The sequence below is a fragment of the Ruegeria sp. CDSB136 genome, assembly GCF_059610965.1.
In genome coordinates, this window is sequence record NZ_JBXWOP010000020.1 from 36,624 (window position 1) to 52,203 (window position 15,580).

General features: G+C 56.6%; 14 protein-coding genes. 12 read left to right on the plus strand and 2 right to left on the minus strand.

The annotated features are described in order from the left end of the window. Positions 1 to 16 precede the first annotated feature (16 nt). The 6 genes from comD (at position 17) to AC2FIR_RS19485 (ending at position 6,137) form a co-directional block, all read left to right on the plus strand. On the plus strand, positions 17 to 523 hold the full coding sequence (gene comD, locus AC2FIR_RS19460) for a sulfopyruvate decarboxylase subunit alpha (protein WP_170614597.1): 507 nt from the start codon (positions 17 to 19) through the stop codon (positions 521 to 523). After that, positions 520 to 1,074, plus strand: a complete 555-nt coding sequence (gene comE, locus AC2FIR_RS19465) for a sulfopyruvate decarboxylase subunit beta (protein ID WP_170614598.1) — start codon at positions 520 to 522, stop codon at positions 1,072 to 1,074. Before comD ends, comE begins: the two co-directional genes overlap by 4 nt. After that, on the plus strand, positions 1,074 to 2,168 hold the full coding sequence (locus AC2FIR_RS19470; protein WP_170614599.1) for an alpha-hydroxy acid oxidase: 1,095 nt from the start codon (positions 1,074 to 1,076) through the stop codon (positions 2,166 to 2,168). Before comE ends, AC2FIR_RS19470 begins: the two co-directional genes overlap by 1 nt. Before the next feature lie 264 nt (positions 2,169 to 2,432). Next, the gene (xylB, locus tag AC2FIR_RS19475; RefSeq protein WP_496762920.1) at positions 2,433 to 3,890 is read left to right on the plus strand and encodes a xylulokinase; all 1,458 of its coding nucleotides are present in this window, start codon (positions 2,433 to 2,435) and stop codon (positions 3,888 to 3,890) included. Then, positions 3,887 to 4,846, plus strand: a complete 960-nt coding sequence (locus AC2FIR_RS19480; RefSeq protein ID WP_480912805.1) for an aldose epimerase family protein — start codon at positions 3,887 to 3,889, stop codon at positions 4,844 to 4,846. Before xylB ends, AC2FIR_RS19480 begins: the two co-directional genes overlap by 4 nt. Next, positions 4,836 to 6,137, plus strand: coding sequence for a cytochrome-c peroxidase (locus AC2FIR_RS19485; RefSeq protein WP_496744392.1), 1,302 nt, complete (start codon positions 4,836 to 4,838; stop codon positions 6,135 to 6,137). The genes AC2FIR_RS19480 and AC2FIR_RS19485 overlap by 11 nt, the downstream gene beginning before the upstream one ends. On the opposite strand, the gene AC2FIR_RS19490 is transcribed toward AC2FIR_RS19485, so the two are convergent. Next, a complete protein-coding gene (locus AC2FIR_RS19490) occupies positions 6,138 to 7,649 on the minus strand; it encodes a CRTAC1 family protein (RefSeq protein WP_496744394.1) in 1,512 nt (503 codons plus the stop codon). It lies immediately after the preceding gene. Continuing rightward, positions 7,639 to 8,856 (minus strand): ROK family protein, encoded by a 1,218-nt coding sequence (locus AC2FIR_RS19495; RefSeq protein WP_496744396.1) that lies wholly within the window; start codon positions 8,854 to 8,856, stop codon positions 7,639 to 7,641. The genes AC2FIR_RS19490 and AC2FIR_RS19495 overlap by 11 nt, the downstream gene beginning before the upstream one ends. Before the next feature lie 187 nt (positions 8,857 to 9,043). Between AC2FIR_RS19495 and xylF the strand changes: the two genes are divergently transcribed. The 6 genes from xylF to AC2FIR_RS19525 all read left to right on the plus strand — a co-directional run bounded on the left by xylF (position 9,044) and on the right by AC2FIR_RS19525 (position 15,504). Beyond that, positions 9,044 to 10,027, plus strand: a complete 984-nt coding sequence (gene xylF / locus AC2FIR_RS19500; RefSeq protein WP_496744716.1) for a D-xylose ABC transporter substrate-binding protein — start codon at positions 9,044 to 9,046, stop codon at positions 10,025 to 10,027. A 62-nt stretch (positions 10,028 to 10,089) separates the two neighbouring features. Continuing rightward, positions 10,090 to 11,388 carry a sugar ABC transporter permease gene (locus AC2FIR_RS19505; RefSeq protein WP_170614606.1) on the plus strand — a complete coding sequence of 433 codons (1,299 nt, stop codon included), beginning with the start codon at positions 10,090 to 10,092 and terminating at the stop codon, positions 11,386 to 11,388. Further along, complete coding sequence (locus AC2FIR_RS19510; RefSeq protein WP_170614607.1) at positions 11,388 to 12,191, plus strand: ATP-binding cassette domain-containing protein; 804 nt, start codon at positions 11,388 to 11,390, stop codon at positions 12,189 to 12,191. Before AC2FIR_RS19505 ends, AC2FIR_RS19510 begins: the two co-directional genes overlap by 1 nt. A 9-nt stretch (positions 12,192 to 12,200) precedes the next feature. Next, the gene (gene xylA, locus AC2FIR_RS19515; protein ID WP_496744400.1) at positions 12,201 to 13,508 is read left to right on the plus strand and encodes a xylose isomerase; all 1,308 of its coding nucleotides are present in this window, start codon (positions 12,201 to 12,203) and stop codon (positions 13,506 to 13,508) included. Between the two features lie 245 nt (positions 13,509 to 13,753). Further along, on the plus strand, positions 13,754 to 14,338 hold the full coding sequence (locus tag AC2FIR_RS19520) for an ANTAR domain-containing response regulator (RefSeq protein ID WP_496744402.1): 585 nt from the start codon (positions 13,754 to 13,756) through the stop codon (positions 14,336 to 14,338). Continuing rightward, on the plus strand, positions 14,335 to 15,504 hold the full coding sequence (locus AC2FIR_RS19525; protein WP_496744404.1) for an ABC transporter substrate-binding protein: 1,170 nt from the start codon (positions 14,335 to 14,337) through the stop codon (positions 15,502 to 15,504). The genes AC2FIR_RS19520 and AC2FIR_RS19525 overlap by 4 nt, the downstream gene beginning before the upstream one ends. Positions 15,505 to 15,580: the final 76 nt, after the last annotated feature.

Below are 15,580 nucleotides of genomic sequence, written 5' to 3' on the forward strand. Positions count from 1 at the left end.
GACTGATATCCCGGATATGGACATAGACAAAAAGATAACAGACGACCTGGTTGCGAACGATGTTTCGTTCGTAACCACCGTCCCTTGCAAGCAATTGGCGGGCGTGATCGAAGAAATCGACCAGCGCGACGGCATCTATCACATACCTTCGAACAAGGAAGACGAAGGCATGGGCCTGTGCGCAGGGGCATGGATGGGCGGCAAGCGCCCTGCGATTATCATGCAGAACACCGCCATCGGCGTTACGATCAACACGTTGGCCACCCTGATCCAGTATTACCGGATGCCACTGCCCATGCTGATCTCGTATCGCGGTGAGCTGCGCGAACCCATCGCCTGCCAGGTCGAGATGGCGGTGCACACCAAGGCACTGTTGGCCCAGCTCAATATCCCGACATATCATTTCCACCATCAGTCGGATGTCGAGGAACTGGACGCGATCCTGAAATATACCTTCATGTGCAACAAGCCGGTCGCCATCCTGACCGACGCCAACTTCTGGGGAGGCTACGGCGACCAATGATCCGCTCTGAAATCCTGAAGGAAATCGCTCCGATCCTGCGTAATCAGCTGGTTGTCTGCAATATCGGCATCCCCAGCCAGGAACTGCACGCCATCGACGATCAGCCGACCAACTTCTACATGCTGGGCACCATGGGGCTGGCCTCGAGCATCGGTCTGGGGCTCGCTCTGTCGCAGCCGAAGCCGGTGATCGTCATCGATGGTGACGGCTCGATCCTGACCAATCTTGGTACTTTGCCGACCATCGCCAACAACGTGGCCGACAACTATATCCTGCTGATCGTGGACAATGGCTCATACGGGTCGACCGGGGATCAGCCGACCTATGCCGGGCAGAAAACGTCCCTGACGAAAATGGCCGAGGCCGCCGGGTGCGAGCGGGTGATCGAATGTGCCGCCCAGGACACGGGCCGTGTGCTGCAAGAGGCACTGGATGCCAAACAGATGACCATCATCGTCAGCAAATGCGAAAGCGGAAATGCCAAGATGCCGCCGATCACGATGGACCCGGTCGTCATCCGCGACCGCTTCATGAAGGCCGTACAGGCCTGATGGCCGCAGGCACCATCCATAGCGCCGAAGACGCCCGCCGTCTGGCTCGGCGGCGTCTGCCGTGGATGGTGTTCGATTATATCGACGGCTCCGCCGGGGCCGAAACCGGCGCGGCGCGCAACCGTGCCGCATTGGACGCCATAACCTTGCGACCCCGTATCCTGCGCGATGTCAGTCAACGGTCCATGGCGTCTCGGGTCTTTGATGTCGAGGCAGACAGGCCCTTCGGTATCGCCCCCATGGGGATGTGCAACCTTGCCGCCCCGGGCGCTGATTTGATGCTTGCGAGGCTTGCGGCGCGCTACAGCGTGCCACATGTCGTATCGACCGTGGCCTCGACGCCGATGGAAGAGATCATTACCGAGGCCGAAGGTAATGCCTGGTTTCAGTTGTATTTCAGCGGAGACGGGACGGGATCTTTCAAACTGGCCGAGCGTGCGAAACAGGCCGGGTATGACGTCCTTGTCCTGACCGTCGATGTCCCCGAGGTCGGCCGTCGCCCGCGCGAATTGCGCCATGGGTTCAAGATGCCGTTCCGCATTGGCCCGCGCCAGTTCATCGACTTCGCGCTGCACCCGTACTGGTCATTGAACACCCTTCTGAAGGGCAAGCCTGTGATGGCCAATTTCGAGATGGAAGGCTATGACTTCGATCGCACCGAAAGCCGGGCGCGTGCCACATGGGACACTTTGGTGCAATTGCGCGAGCTTTGGCCTGGAAAACTTGTCGTCAAGGGCGTGCTGGACGTCGAAGATGCCCGCAGCCTGATGTCGGCAGGCGTGGATGCCATCCAGGTTTCAAGCCATGGCGCGCGGCAGCTGGATTCCGCGCCTGCGCCGATTGACATGCTTGCAAGGATCCGTGCCGATCTTGGGCCAGACTTTCCCGTGTTCTACGACAGCGGCGTCCGGTCAGGCGAAGATGTTCTCAAGGCATTGTCGGTCGGGGCGGATTTCGTATTTATCGGAAGGATCCTGCAGTATGCCATTGCGGCCGCGGGTGAATCCGGTCTGGAGCAATTGTGGGACGCGCTTAGCGAAGAACTGAGCATTGCCATGGCGCAGACCGGGAAGACCTCTCTGACCGGACCCTGACTGCGAGCACTGCGCGCCTAAAACACCCGACAATCCGGCCGAAATAGCGGTCGCTTACGGCTTGACCTATTTTGCGGAGCTGCGACGCTTGGGGGAGGCCGTTGAGTTCGGCTCGGGCCGGCGCTGCACCACCTCTTTTGCGGAACTGCGGGACAGAAGGGACTTCATGTCGTGCCCCACACGGAGTGGTTTGATCAGCGCCTTGACAAGATCTCGGGTTCAATTAATTTTATCAACTAAAATAAAAACGGGGATTTGCGTCGAATGTACCTTGGGTTGGATTTGGGAACATCTGGTCTCAGAGGGATTTTGGTAGATGAAAACGGCTTGGTCGTAAGCAGCGCCGAGGTCAGTGTTTCAACTTCGACGCCGAAGCCTGGATGGTCCGAACAGAACCCATCAGATTGGATCGATGCGTGCGAAGAAGTTGTCAGGCAAATCCGCGTCAGCAACGAAAGTGCCTTCGCAAAACTGCTGGGTATCGGTCTTAGCGGACATATGCACGGTGCCACCCTTCTGGATAAAGCCGGCAATGTTTTGCGACCATGTATTCTTTGGAACGACACACGGTCCGCTGATGAAGCGAGGATGTTGGATCAGACACCGCAGATGCGCGCCATATCAGGGAATATCGTGTTCCCGGGGTTCACGGCGCCAAAATTGGAATGGGTGCGCTCACATGAGCCGGAGGTATTCGCAAAGACCGCTAAAGTTCTGCTGCCAAAAGACTATTTGCGATTCTGGCTGACGGGCGAATATGTCTCGGACGTGTCAGACAGTGCGGGGACCTCCTGGTTGGATGTTGGCGCTCGGCAATGGTCCGAAACCGCGCTGGCCGCTGGCCACATGCGCATGGACCAAATGCCTCGATTGGTTGAAGGCAGTGAGCCCGGTGGAGAGTTGAAAGCCGAGTTGCGGCAGGAGTGGGCGCTTTCCGATCGTGTTGTCGTAGCCGGAGGAGCAGGGGACAACGCCGCAGCTGCTTGTGGTATTGGCAGCATTCGGGATGGGGCAGGCTTTGTCTCACTGGGAACCTCCGGCGTTTTGCTTGTTGCCAGGGATACCTATGCGCCCGCACCTGAAACTGCTGTGCACTGCTTTTGCCATGCTATCCCGGACAAGTGGATACAAATGGGGGTTATCCTGTCGGCCACAAACAGCATGAACTGGCTGTCAAGGAACCTCGGCACACCAGTGGAAGAACTGGTTGCGGCGTTGCCTGAAGGGGTGACTGGTCCCTCGTCGGTTACGTTCCTTCCCTACCTGTCCGGCGAACGAACCCCGCACAACGACAGCAAGATCCGGGGCGCATTTCTGTGCGTGGACGTGGCAACCGAACCTGTCGATCTTACCCGGGCGGTGATGGAGGGTGTTGCATTTGCGATGAGAGATTGCCTGGAAGCCCTGAAAAGTACAGGGACAGAACCAAACAGCCTGATGGCCGTAGGAGGGGGCGCGCGGTCGAGGTTTTGGGTGGAAACACTCGCCACCGTTTTGCAGGTGCCGCTGGACGTGCCCAAAGGCAGCGAATTCGGAGCGGCCATGGGCGCCGCGCGCCTTGCCATCTGTGCTGCCAACAACTCAAATCCGGCAGATGTCATGACGCCGCCGGAGATCGAGGAAACTATAGAGCCGCGTAGTGACCTGATCGACCTTTATGAAAGCGAATACGGGCGATACCGGCAATACTACAAGGCGCTCGCGCCGTTGGCGGCAAGATGACACCGGACACGGAAAAGCTCTCTCGGGTCGAATCAGCTGTGTTGACGGATGGGGAAATGCGTGCCTCGGTCCTGAATTACGGCGCAATCACGCAAGAGTGGTTGTACAAGGACAGGCCGCTCATTCTGGGGTTCAATGACCTGTCCGCGTACTTCGCGGATACAAGTTATACGGGCGCAATTGTTGGGCGCGTCGCGAACCGGATTGGCGGTGCGCGCTTTGATCTGGAAGGCACTGGTTTTGAACTGAGCGCCAATGAAGGTGAAAACACCCTTCATGGTGGAGTGGAGTGCCTTTCCACGCAATTCTGGTATCTCAAGCAGATTGCACTGAACGAGGTCGCGCTGAGCTATCTTTCGCGCGACGGGGAAAGCGGTTTTCCGGGGGAGGTCAGGTTCGAAGTCCGGATCTCGCTGCAGTTTCCGCGATTGATTTATTCGTTCACAGCCAATCCGGACCGGCCCACGCCCATTAGCTTGACGCAACACAACTACTACACCTTGGGAAGCTCAGACGGGGTCGACGCGCACAGGTTGAAACTTGCTTCAAACCAGTATCTGGAAATCGACCATCAAGGAATTCCTTCCGGTCGGGTCTGTTCGACCACGGAAAACGAGTTGGACTTTGAAGAGTCAAAATCGATCGGAAGTATTTCTGCAGGGATCGATCACTACTTTTGCTTCGACCAAAACCGTGATCCAAAGGCTCCGGTAGCGGTATTTGCGTCACCTTCTGGTCTTGCTTTGACAGTCTATTCTGACCAGCCTGGGGCGCAGGTGTATTCAGGGGCGAAGATGGCAAAACCGTTTCGTGGTTCGTCCGGTCTTTGTATTGAGCCATCGGGATACCCCAACGCCCCAAATATCCCGTCGTTTCCGTCGATTATCTGTACGCCTGAGAACCCGTACCGTCAGGTGCTTGCCTTAGAGATCTCCGAGGGTTGGCATGAGGGCTAAGTCGCTAATCACAGTTTTTAGCCTGTCCATGTGGGGCACCGGTGGCATAAGTGCTCAAGAGCTTGGGCCGAGGCCGGAGTTCCTTGAGCCTGGTTTCGACAGCGTCGAGTTGGGACGGTTTCTTTTCTACGACCCGATCTTGTCGGGCAACAAGAACATCAGTTGCGCGACCTGTCATCATCCCAGGCTGGGTACGTCAGATGGTCTTTCCCTTGGCATCGGGGAAGGGGGAATAGGGCTGGGTACGGATCGCACGCTGGATCCCCTGAACACGCCCGAACAACGAATTCCCAGAAACTCGCCAGGTCTTTGGAACCTCGGAGCCATTGAATTCACGACGTTCTTTCATGACGGGCGGCTTGAGACGGACCCAAGCCAAGTCAATGGCATCAGGACGCCGCTGGGAACGCATATGAGGCCCGGGTTCCAGTCGGCACTGGCGGCACAAGCCATGTTCCCGGTTTTGTCGGCGGACGAAATGGCAGGTCATTATTCCGAGAATGACGTCAGCAAAGCGGTGCGACTTGGGTTTTTGACACAACCAGGCGGCGCATGGGATCTGATTGCAGCCCGTGTCGCGGCTGTTCCGGAGTACCGGCAAAGGTTCGATGAGATCACGCCGGGCAAAGAGATCACATTCACGGATATTGCCAACGCAATCGCGGATTTCATCGCATTTGAGTGGCGCGCGGATAACAGCCCGTTCGACCGCGCGATGAGAGGTGAAGGTGAGTTGTCGGAAAAGGCCACATTCGGCATGAGCCTGTTCTACGGCAAGGCTGAGTGCAGCAGTTGCCATTCGGGCTGGTTCCAGACAGATCACCAGTTTCATTCAATCGCGATGCCGCAAATCGGCCCCGGAAAAGCGGCGCGGTTTGAGAGCCACACGCGGGACGACGGGCGTCTCCGCGTGACTGGTCGCGCGGAGGATACATTCGCTTTTCGAACGCCCTCACTGCGTAACGTGACACTGACTGCTCCGTATGGACATAACGGAGCTTTTGCCCGTCTTGAGGACATGGTGCGCCACCATCTGGATCCGGTGACGTCCTTGAAAAACTACTCGATTGAAATGGCCCGGTTGCCAGACTTCCCGGGTTCCGAAGATCAAAGTCCAATGCTGGACCAGCAAAATGTGGATGCGATTGCCGAAAGTAACGGCTTGCCGAAAATCACCCTGACAGATCAAGAGATTGAGGCGCTGCTGAGCTTTCTGGCAAGCCTTGAACATCCGGCGGAGCGGCTCGGAGTGCCCAATCAGGTCCCCAGCGGTCTGCCCATTGACAAGTGACTAACGCTGAATTCGGAAGATCTGGTTGGCGGGGGCTTCCAGCCACTCGCTTGTCTTTCCATCCGGCCAGATCACACGAATCTGTGCGCGGTCCTCATTCCCCAGGCCAAAATGATGGAACCCGGCTATGCCCCCGGCATGACCGCCGCCAACTGTTATTTCGCGGGTCTGAACACCTTGCGAGGTTCTGAGTTCGACAAACCCTCCTACCGCTGCTCGATTAAATTGATCCTGGGTAAGATCAACCAACAGCCAATTGCCACCCTGCGAGATGTTCTGGCTGACTTCGAGTGCCGAACCACGGTTCACGACCACCAGATCCAACCTTCCATCGTTGTTCAGATCTGCCAGGGCCGCACCGCGAGACTTTGCCATCGACGCCACCCCGGCATCGACTGAGGCTTCGACGAACTGACCTTCCGGGGTTTGCATGAGCAGGTTGTTGGGATCGTTCAGGGCGGCGTCGGGCATTTGCTCGACATTGCCTTTCGCAACGAAGATGTCGTCCTTACCATCGTTGTTGACGTCGCCAAATTGAGCGTGCCAGCCGGTCGACGGTCTTCCGTCACCGCCACTATGCGGTCTGTGGGCTGTTGTTCCCTTTTCGTAGGTCGCATCGCGCCATGTCGGGCCGTTGGCGCTTGGGTCGAAAACCTGAAGCTTCTGATCGCCCATGGAGGTCAGATAAACTTCGGGAAAGCCGTCGCCGGTCAGATCCCTTGATGCGATCCCCATTCCCCAGATCGAATAAGGTAACCAGCCTTCATCCAGATCATACAACCGCGGGTCGGCTTCCATGGCCCACAATTGCTCTTGTCCACCCCTGACGTAGTAATGGCGGTCATTGCTGACGCGAAGGTCCGCGCGTCCGGTCCGGGCCCAGTCGGAAAACAAAATTGAAAGCGAACAGTGGCCGGTTTCAAGGTGCTGCGGCTGCTGGTAGCCGCTGCCATGGGGGCGGTAGAGGAGGGTGGGTCCACAAGTTTCAAAAGGGCCGTCGGGATCGAACCGATCAACATAAGTCCCGAATGCCAGCGTCGGTAAGGACTGCCCATCTTCCCAAGTGGCTGAAAAACCTGTGGTCCAGTGATCTTCTGACAATAAACCAAGCTTATCAAAAGGGCTGAACCGACAATTTGGGCGGCCTTTAAGAAGAAGGTCCGGACCAACACGCAAAACCGCCAGATCCATCAGGCCATCGCTGTCTATGTCCAGCGGATACGCACCGGTTACGCCGGTCAGCGACAATTCATCGGGTGTCTCGACCTTAAAAGAAATCGTGCCCTGCGAGGTGTTGTGGAACAGTTGCGACCGGTTCGATCCGCCGGCCACGAACAGTTCGGGCAAAGAATCTCCGTTGCAATCGAACACGGCGACACCGCCGCCGACAAAATGCTCCCAGCCGCCATCGTAAATATGTTCCGGCACCTCGATGCCAACGAACTCGGGGGCGTTCGGACCGGCATTTGCAGTGGTGGCGAGAACCACAAGGGCAGCAAACTCAGGACGCATTCGCCGAGTGTTCCTTGACCTTTAGGATCGAAATCTGTTCGATCCCGTATGCTGCGGCGCCTTTGGCCCACATCAAATCGCCCCAATGGTGAACTTTGATATCCGGCAAGGGCGCATCGACTTTAACGACGCCGCTTCGGATGCGGGTCATAACCTCGCTTGAACACAGATGCTCAAAGCTTTTTTGCGTGCCCGAGACGATAATGCATTCTGGGTCAAAAAGGTTGATCAGATTGGAAACCCCAAGTCCAAACATCTGACCGGCACGGGCCAACACGGAAGACGCTCTTTCATCTCCAGAGTCGGCCAGATCATGAATGTCGGAAACAGCCTTCATTTCATTGGAATGACCTGTGACCGTCATTTCACGGATCAGTGCATAATCTCCGACATAGGCTTCCAGACATCCGCGTTGACCGCATTGGCACAATGCGCCGTCAAGCTGTACCTTGGTGTGCCCGAACTCAGCTCCGCAGCCGCGCTCTCCTCGATATAGCTTTCCGTCCAGAACAATACCCAGACCGACCCCATGTTCGATCGTGACAACAAGGAAGTTGCTCAGCCCCTTGCCAAGTCCGAACAACTGTTCAGCCTTTGCAACAAGGTTCGCGTCGTTATCCACGAAAGCAGGGCAGGACAGTTCTTTTGACAGCAGGCGATTGAAATCGATGTTTCTTTCGGCAATCGAAGATGACCAGTGCACGAAGTTTCCCCTGGCATCAACGAGACCAGCCACCCCGATTGAGACGCCAGCAAGGTCGCCGATAGAGGCATCAATCTTTCCGCAGGTCTCCTCGAGTGCCTCGCGGATCGCCAGCACAAAATCCGTCGACGACATTCTGGCGGATTCCAGCGCATACTTGTGTGAAGCCACCTCATTGCCTTGGAAGTCGACCAGAATGACCGAGATCACCTGACGCGCGACCTTGAGCCCTGCCACAAGGTAAGACTGACCGTCCAATTGCAGCAAAACCCTTGGTCTGCCTCTTTTCCCGGATTTGAGCTGCGCTTCGCTTTGGGTTTCTTTGATCAATCCGGCCGAGATGAGATCTGCCGTCGCCGCCGTTACCGTAGCAGGGCTGGTTTGCAGGGCCGAAGCGATATCGATCCGAGAGACGGATCCTTTTGTTCTGATGTGCTCCAACACCCGCAGCCGGGTTGCATTTCTTTGTTCCAAAGAAACCGGAGAGGCTTTGCTTTTCAGCATCTTGTCCTCGCGAATCTCACCGTTGGCTCAACTTATTTGAATTTCAGTTCGTCTAATAGAGTAAATATTTTACCGACTGAAATAAATATGCTATTCAAAATTGTGAGAGCCGCGAATCGAGATGCGATGGCTCGGCATATGGGAGGAAATCATGAAACGAATTCTCAGCTTTTCAGCTGCGGCCACTATGCTGGCCTCTGTTGCATTCGCAGAGCCGGTGGTCGGTGTAAGCTGGTCCAACTTTCAGGAAGAACGCTGGAAGACGGACGAAGCGGCGATCAAATCGGCGCTGGAAGCAGGGGGCGCCGAATACATTTCGGCAGATGCGCAATCGTCTTCCGCAAAGCAGCTTTCGGACATCGAAAGCCTGATCGCCCAGGGTGTGGACGCCCTTATCATTCTGGCGCAGGACGCACAGGCTATCGGACCGGCGGTTCAGGCGGCGGCTGACGAAGGCATCCCGGTCATTGCTTATGACCGCCTTATCGAGGACGACCGTGCGTTTTATCTGACCTTTGACAATGTCGAGGTTGGCAGAATGCAGGCCCGGGCCGTTTTTGCGGCCATGCCCAAGGGCAACTACGTCATGATCAAAGGTTCGCCGACCGATCCGAACGCTGACTTCCTGCGGGGCGGCCAACAAGAAATCATCGGAGCAGCCGTCGACAGTGGTGACATCGTAATTGTCGGCGAGGCCTATACGGATGGCTGGCTTCCCGCGAACGCACAGCGGAACATGGAGCAGATCCTGACCGCAAATGAAAACAAGGTGGACGCGGTTGTCGCTTCGAATGACGGAACTGCAGGCGGTGTTGTTGCAGCCCTGACGGCACAGGGCATGGAAGGCATTCCGGTGTCGGGTCAGGATGGCGACCACGCAGCGCTGAACCGGGTTGCACTGGGCACTCAAACCGTTTCGGTTTGGAAAGATGCCCGTGAATTGGGCAAAGCGGCTGGTGAAATCGCATTGGCGCTGAGCGGTGGCACAAGTCCTGCAGATGTTGAAGGCGCGGTCAGCTGGACTTCGCCGGGTGGCACTGCGATGAACTCGGTCTTCCTGGCGCCGGTACCGATCACCAAAGACAACCTGACTGTCGTGGTGGATGCCGAATGGATTCCGCTGGAAGACTTGTGCCAGGGCGTCGAAAACGGCCCGGCCCCCTGTAACTAAAACCTAAAGTCCCTGGCCCTTTTTGGGGGCCGGGGACTATTGCTGACTATGAAAGATCGGAAATGACCGAAACTTCGTCTCAGCCGGTACCTGAAAAAGCGAAACCCAGCCTGTTCCAGCAATTGGAACTGGATATGCGGCTTTTGGGAATGATCGGCGCGTTTGTCATCCTGTGCATCGGGTTCAACATCGTCACCGATGGGCGGTTCCTGACACCTCGCAACCTGTTCAACCTGTCAATTCAGACGGTTTCGGTGGCAATCATGGCCTGCGGGATGGTGTTCATAATCGTCACGCGTCACATTGATCTGTCGGTCGGCGCGTTGCTGGCAACGACTTCGGCCGTGATGGCAATGACGCAAACCGAACTTTTGCCACAGGTCCTCGGGATGGGTTTGAACAACCCGGCAACCTGGGCGATTACCATAGTCGTGGGGTTGTTTGTCGGCACATTGATCGGTGCTTTTCACGGCTGGATGGTCGGGTACCTGACGATACCGGCCTTCATCGTCACTCTAGGCGGGTTTCTGGTCTGGAGGAACGTGGCATGGTATTTGACCAGCGGCCAGACCATTGGTCCTCTGGACAGTAAGTTCCTGATGTTTGGCGGAACCAACGGAACCTTGGGGGCAACGACAAGCTGGCTGTTTGGCTTGTTTGCCACCGGGATCGCCATCTGGGCCTTGTGGAGCGGCCGTCGCGCAAAAGCCGCGCATGGCTTCCCCGTTAAGCCTGTTTGGGCCGAGGCCACCCTGGCCGGGATAATCGCAATTGCCATCCTTGGCTACGTCTACATCGTCAACAGCTACGCCATTCCGACGCGCCGATTGCAGCGGATGTTCGAGGCGCGCGGAGAGACGATGCCCGAAGGGCTGGTCGTCGGGTACGGCATACCGATTTCTGTCCTCATCCTGATCATCGTGGCGGTGACACTTACGGTCGTGGCGCGAAAAACCCGGTTCGGGCGCTACATCTTTGCCACTGGTGGCAACCCGGATGCGGCAGAACTTTCGGGCATCAATACACGTCTGCTGACCGTGAAGATTTTTGCACTGATGGGCTTTCTGTGCGCTGTTTCGGCCGTGGTCGCCTCGGCCCGCCTTGCAAACCATTCGAACGACATTGGCACGCTGGATGAACTGAGGGTCATTGCCGCTGCCGTCATCGGTGGAACCGCGTTGTCTGGCGGCATCGGCACCATATACGGCGCGATCCTTGGCGCATTGATCATGCAAGCGCTGCAATCTGGCATGGCCATGGTTGGCGTCGATGCACCGTTTCAGAACATCGTGGTCGGTAGCGTTCTTGTACTGGCCGTCTATATCGACATCGTCTATCGCAAGCGACTGGGGGCAAAGTGATGCAAGCTCAGGACACGCAGAAAACGCCAACCAATGCTGGCCGCGGATCTGGCACGCCGCCATTGGTCGAGATGCGCGATATCTCGATCTCCTTCGGCGGGATCAAGGCCGTCGACCATGTGTCTGTCGATCTCTATCCCGGTGAGGTGGTTGGTTTGCTCGGGCATAACGGGGCCGGGAAATCCACTTTGATAAAGGTCCTGTCCGGTGCCTATCAAATGGATCAGGGCGAAATTTTGATCGACGGCAAACGTGTCGAGATCGGAAACCCCCGTGATGCCCGCGCGAACAACATCGAAACGATCTACCAAACGCTCGCCTTGGCCGACAATCTGGATGCAACGTCGAACCTTTTCCTGGGGCGCGAGATGACGACGCCTTTCGGGTTGGTCAACGATGCAGCCATGGAGGCTGAGTGCCGCAAGATCATGGCGCAGCTGAACCCCAATTTTCAGAAGTTCAATGACCCGGTTTCCGCGTTGTCGGGGGGGCAAAGACAATCCGTGGCAATTGCCCGGGCTGTCTACTTCAATGCGCGCATTCTGATTATGGACGAGCCGACAGCGGCTCTTGGGCCGCATGAAACGCAGATGGTGGCGGATCTGATCCACCAGCTAAAGGCGCAAGGTATCGGTATCTTCCTGATCGATCACGATGTTCATGCCGTTATGGAGCTGTGTGACCGCGCCTCGGTCATGAAGAATGGGAAACTGGTCGGAACGGTCGATATCGCAGATGTCACCGATGACGACCTTCTGTCGATGATCATTCTCGGCAAGCAGCCAGAACAAAAAGCAGAGTAGGGGGCAGAAATGCCAAGCGGATTTTTTGAAGGGATCGAGCGGATCCGGTTTGAAGGCGCGGACAGCAAAAACCCGCTGGCCTTCCGGCACTATGATCCAGACGAGATTGTCATGGGCAAACGCATGGAAGATCATCTGCGGTTTGCAGTCGCCTGGTGGCACTCATTCGCGTGGGAGGGCGGAGACCCCTTCGGTGGTCCTACCTTTGAACGCCCGTGGCATCCTCAGGATGATATGGGGCGGGCTCGTTTGAAGGCAGATATTGCTTTCGAAATGTTCGAAGTTCTTGGCCAGCCCTACTTCTGCTGGCACGACGCCGACATCCGGCCCGAACAGGGAAATTTTGCCGACAACCTGAGAACTCTGGAAGAAATCACGGATTACATTGGCGAAAAGATGCAGGTGTCCGGGACGAAACTGCTTTGGGGCACGGCCAATATGTTCAGCCATCGCCGCTGGATGGCCGGCGCCAGCACCAATCCTGACCCCGACGTTTTTGCCTTTGCGGCGGCAACGGTGAAATCCTGCCTGGACGCGACCCACAAACTCGGTGGTGAAAACTATGTACTTTGGGGCGGGCGCGAAGGGTACGAGACCCTGCTGAACACGGATATGAAAACCGAACTGGACCACATGGGTCGGTTTCTGAATATGGTCGTGGAGTATAAACACAAGATCGGGTTCAAGGGCACCATTCTGGTAGAACCCAAACCACAGGAGCCGTCCAAACACCAATACGACTATGACGCGGCAACCTGTATCGGGTTCCTCAGGAAATACGGTCTGGAGAACGAGGTGAAACTAAATCTCGAGCAGGGGCATGCGATCCTTGCAGGGCACAGCTTTGAGCATGAAATTGCAGTGGCCGCAGCCGAGGGAATGCTGGGCTCGATCGATATGAACCGCAACGACTACCAGTCGGGTTGGGACACTGACCAGTTCCCAAATAACACGCCGGAAGTTGCCTTGGCTTATTATTACATACTGAAGGCCGGTGGCTTTACCACCGGAGGCACAAATTTCGACGCAAAAATTCGCCGCCAGTCCATTGATGCAAAAGATCTGGTGGCTGCCCATGTCGGGGGAATGGACATCTGCGCCCGGGGTTTGAAGGCCGCTGCCGCCATGATTGAAGATGGCGGTTTGGAAGCTGAGCTGTCGAAGCGTTACTCGGGCTGGAACACGCCTTCAGCGGCGACGATGCTGGATAGCGGTCTGGAAGAGATTGCTGCGCGCGTTTTGCGTGAGAACATAAATCCGAGGCCGCAATCGGGACATCAGGAAATCCTGGAGAACTATGTAAACAGGTTTGTCTGAACAGGGGCTGCATTCAATAAGCGGGTACTGAGAGATTGACACATTTGGCAGTCCATAGCGCTTGCGGGACCTGTCCAACAAATTGATCCGCAGAACAATTCGACATGCCGACATGTCAGTCAATATGCCCGGTATCTTTGCATAGCGCCAATGATCGCTGAATAATTGAGCAATTCTGCCGCCGAAGGAAGGGGTGGAGGACTTTCCAATTGTGGTTGAGGTGGGCAGAGCTCAGTTGACTAGTCATGAGCCAAAACCTGACCGTCGTTGTGGTCGAGCAGAACCACGACCGCGCTTTCGCTATAGTTGACGCCTTGAAAGCGTATGGGGATGTAGATGTCTTTGTGATCGGCAGTGTTTCGCGCCTGGCGCGCAAGATTGCCACCCACGACCCGGATATTGTGTTGATTGATATCGACAATCCGTCCCGCGATATGCTGGAGGAACTGACGGTCGCGTCCGGCCCGTTGGAGCGCCCGGTTGCGATGTTCGTGTCCGGCGCGGCAGGGGGATTGGCCAGGGCAGCGGTCGAGGCCGGAGTGTCGGCTTATGTCGTGGATGGATTGCAGGCCGACCGCATCAAGCCAGTGATGGATATTGCAATCGCCAGGTTCCAGGTCCTGCGCCAAATTCGCGTGGAACTGGCGGAAACGCGCCGCGCCTTGGAAGAGCGCAAGGTGATTGACAAGGCCAAAGGCTTGATAATGAAGTCCAGAGGCGTGCCGGAAGATGAAGCTTACGCCCTGTTACGAAAGACGGCCATGAATCAAAACCGTCGGGTGGCCGAAGTGGCCGACGCACTGGTGACGGCGTCGGGGTTGTTGTCATGAGAACCGTGACGCTCCCGGTTGCTTATATGCCTTTGGTGGATGCTGCCCCCTTGGTTGTCGCCCGCGAGATGGGCTTTGACCACGCCGAAGGGATCTCGCTGGATCTTCGTCCCGCACCGTCCTGGTCTTCGTTGCGCGACATGTTGGCTTTTGGGCACGTCGATGCTGCACATTTATTATCTCCGATCCCTGTCGCAATAGCGCTGGGGCTGGGTGGGATCACGACCCCGATATCCGCTGTTTCCGTACTGTCGCTGAATGGCAATGTCGTCGGAGTTGGCGCACAACTGGCCCGGAAGTTGGTGGATCAGGGATATGGTTTCGACTTCATCGATGCAAAAGCTGCCGGCGCTGCACTCGCAAAGGCCGCCGACGACACTCTGATCTTCGGGGTGCCGTTTCCATTTTCAATGCATGTCGAGTTGCTGCGATATTGGGTGGCCGGAACCGAGCTGGCTTCAAGAAACGTCGAGATCCGTACTGTTCCTCCACCTTTGATGGCGCAGGCGCTTGCTACACGAGAGATTGATGCGTTCTGCGTTGGGGAACCCTGGGGGTCGTTTGCTGTCGAGGACCAGTTTGGGGCTTTGCTGTTGCCCGGTCGGGCAATCTGGAATTGCGCGCCGGAAAAGGTGCTGGCCGTCAGAAACGATTGGGCCCAGACCGAACCACATCTTCTGGGCAGCCTTATGCGCGCGGTTTGGCGTGCCGGGCGGTGGTTGTCCAATCCCGACAGCCGTTCTACGGCGTCCGAGATGTTGGCGCGCAAAGCCTATCTGAATGTGTCCCCGGAACTGGTCGATCGCGCCTTGATGGGGGAATTTGCGATCTCTCCAAGTGGAGAACACCGCAATGTTGAGGGGTTTGTAGAGTTTTTTGAAGGCGCGGCAACTTTTCCGTGGCGCAGTCAGGCCAAGTGGATTGCACATCAAATGGCGAAGCGAAACGGCCTTGAAGTGGGTGCTGCCGAACATGCAGCAGCCAAGGTCTTTCGGAGCGACTTGTACCGGCAAGCGATGCATCGATCAGGAATTGAGACCCCGGGTGCGTCCGAGAAACTGGAAGGTGCGTTGCCGGAACCAATGGCAGTTGCATCAGCCAAGGGCAGCCTGATTCTGTCTCGGAATGTCTTCTTCGATCGACGTATTTTCGAGCCTTCCGAGTAGGTGTGCACATTTTTTCCGCATTGCAGCATCGCGCAATGCTGCAATGCGGAAAAATTTCAGCCGTCCTTCAAAATAC

What these genes read in the sequence shown, in the direction of transcription:
- comD (WP_170614597.1), top strand. Translation starts at nt 17, where the DNA reads ATGGACATAGACAAAAAGATAACAGACGACCTGGTTGCGAACGATGTT.
- comE (WP_170614598.1), top strand. Translation starts at nt 520, where the DNA reads ATGATCCGCTCTGAAATCCTGAAGGAAATCGCTCCGATCCTGCGTAAT.
- AC2FIR_RS19470 (WP_170614599.1), top strand. Translation starts at nt 1,074, where the DNA reads ATGGCCGCAGGCACCATCCATAGCGCCGAAGACGCCCGCCGTCTGGCT.
- xylB (WP_496762920.1), top strand. Translation starts at nt 2,433, where the DNA reads ATGTACCTTGGGTTGGATTTGGGAACATCTGGTCTCAGAGGGATTTTG.
- AC2FIR_RS19480 (WP_480912805.1), top strand. Translation starts at nt 3,887, where the DNA reads ATGACACCGGACACGGAAAAGCTCTCTCGGGTCGAATCAGCTGTGTTG.
- AC2FIR_RS19485 (WP_496744392.1), top strand. Translation starts at nt 4,836, where the DNA reads ATGAGGGCTAAGTCGCTAATCACAGTTTTTAGCCTGTCCATGTGGGGC.
- AC2FIR_RS19490 (WP_496744394.1), bottom strand. Translation starts at nt 7,649, where the DNA reads ATGCGTCCTGAGTTTGCTGCCCTTGTGGTTCTCGCCACCACTGCAAAT.
- AC2FIR_RS19495 (WP_496744396.1), bottom strand. Translation starts at nt 8,856, where the DNA reads ATGCTGAAAAGCAAAGCCTCTCCGGTTTCTTTGGAACAAAGAAATGCA.
- xylF (WP_496744716.1), top strand. Translation starts at nt 9,044, where the DNA reads ATGCTGGCCTCTGTTGCATTCGCAGAGCCGGTGGTCGGTGTAAGCTGG.
- AC2FIR_RS19505 (WP_170614606.1), top strand. Translation starts at nt 10,090, where the DNA reads ATGACCGAAACTTCGTCTCAGCCGGTACCTGAAAAAGCGAAACCCAGC.
- AC2FIR_RS19510 (WP_170614607.1), top strand. Translation starts at nt 11,388, where the DNA reads ATGCAAGCTCAGGACACGCAGAAAACGCCAACCAATGCTGGCCGCGGA.
- xylA (WP_496744400.1), top strand. Translation starts at nt 12,201, where the DNA reads ATGCCAAGCGGATTTTTTGAAGGGATCGAGCGGATCCGGTTTGAAGGC.
- AC2FIR_RS19520 (WP_496744402.1), top strand. Translation starts at nt 13,754, where the DNA reads ATGAGCCAAAACCTGACCGTCGTTGTGGTCGAGCAGAACCACGACCGC.
- AC2FIR_RS19525 (WP_496744404.1), top strand. Translation starts at nt 14,335, where the DNA reads ATGAGAACCGTGACGCTCCCGGTTGCTTATATGCCTTTGGTGGATGCT.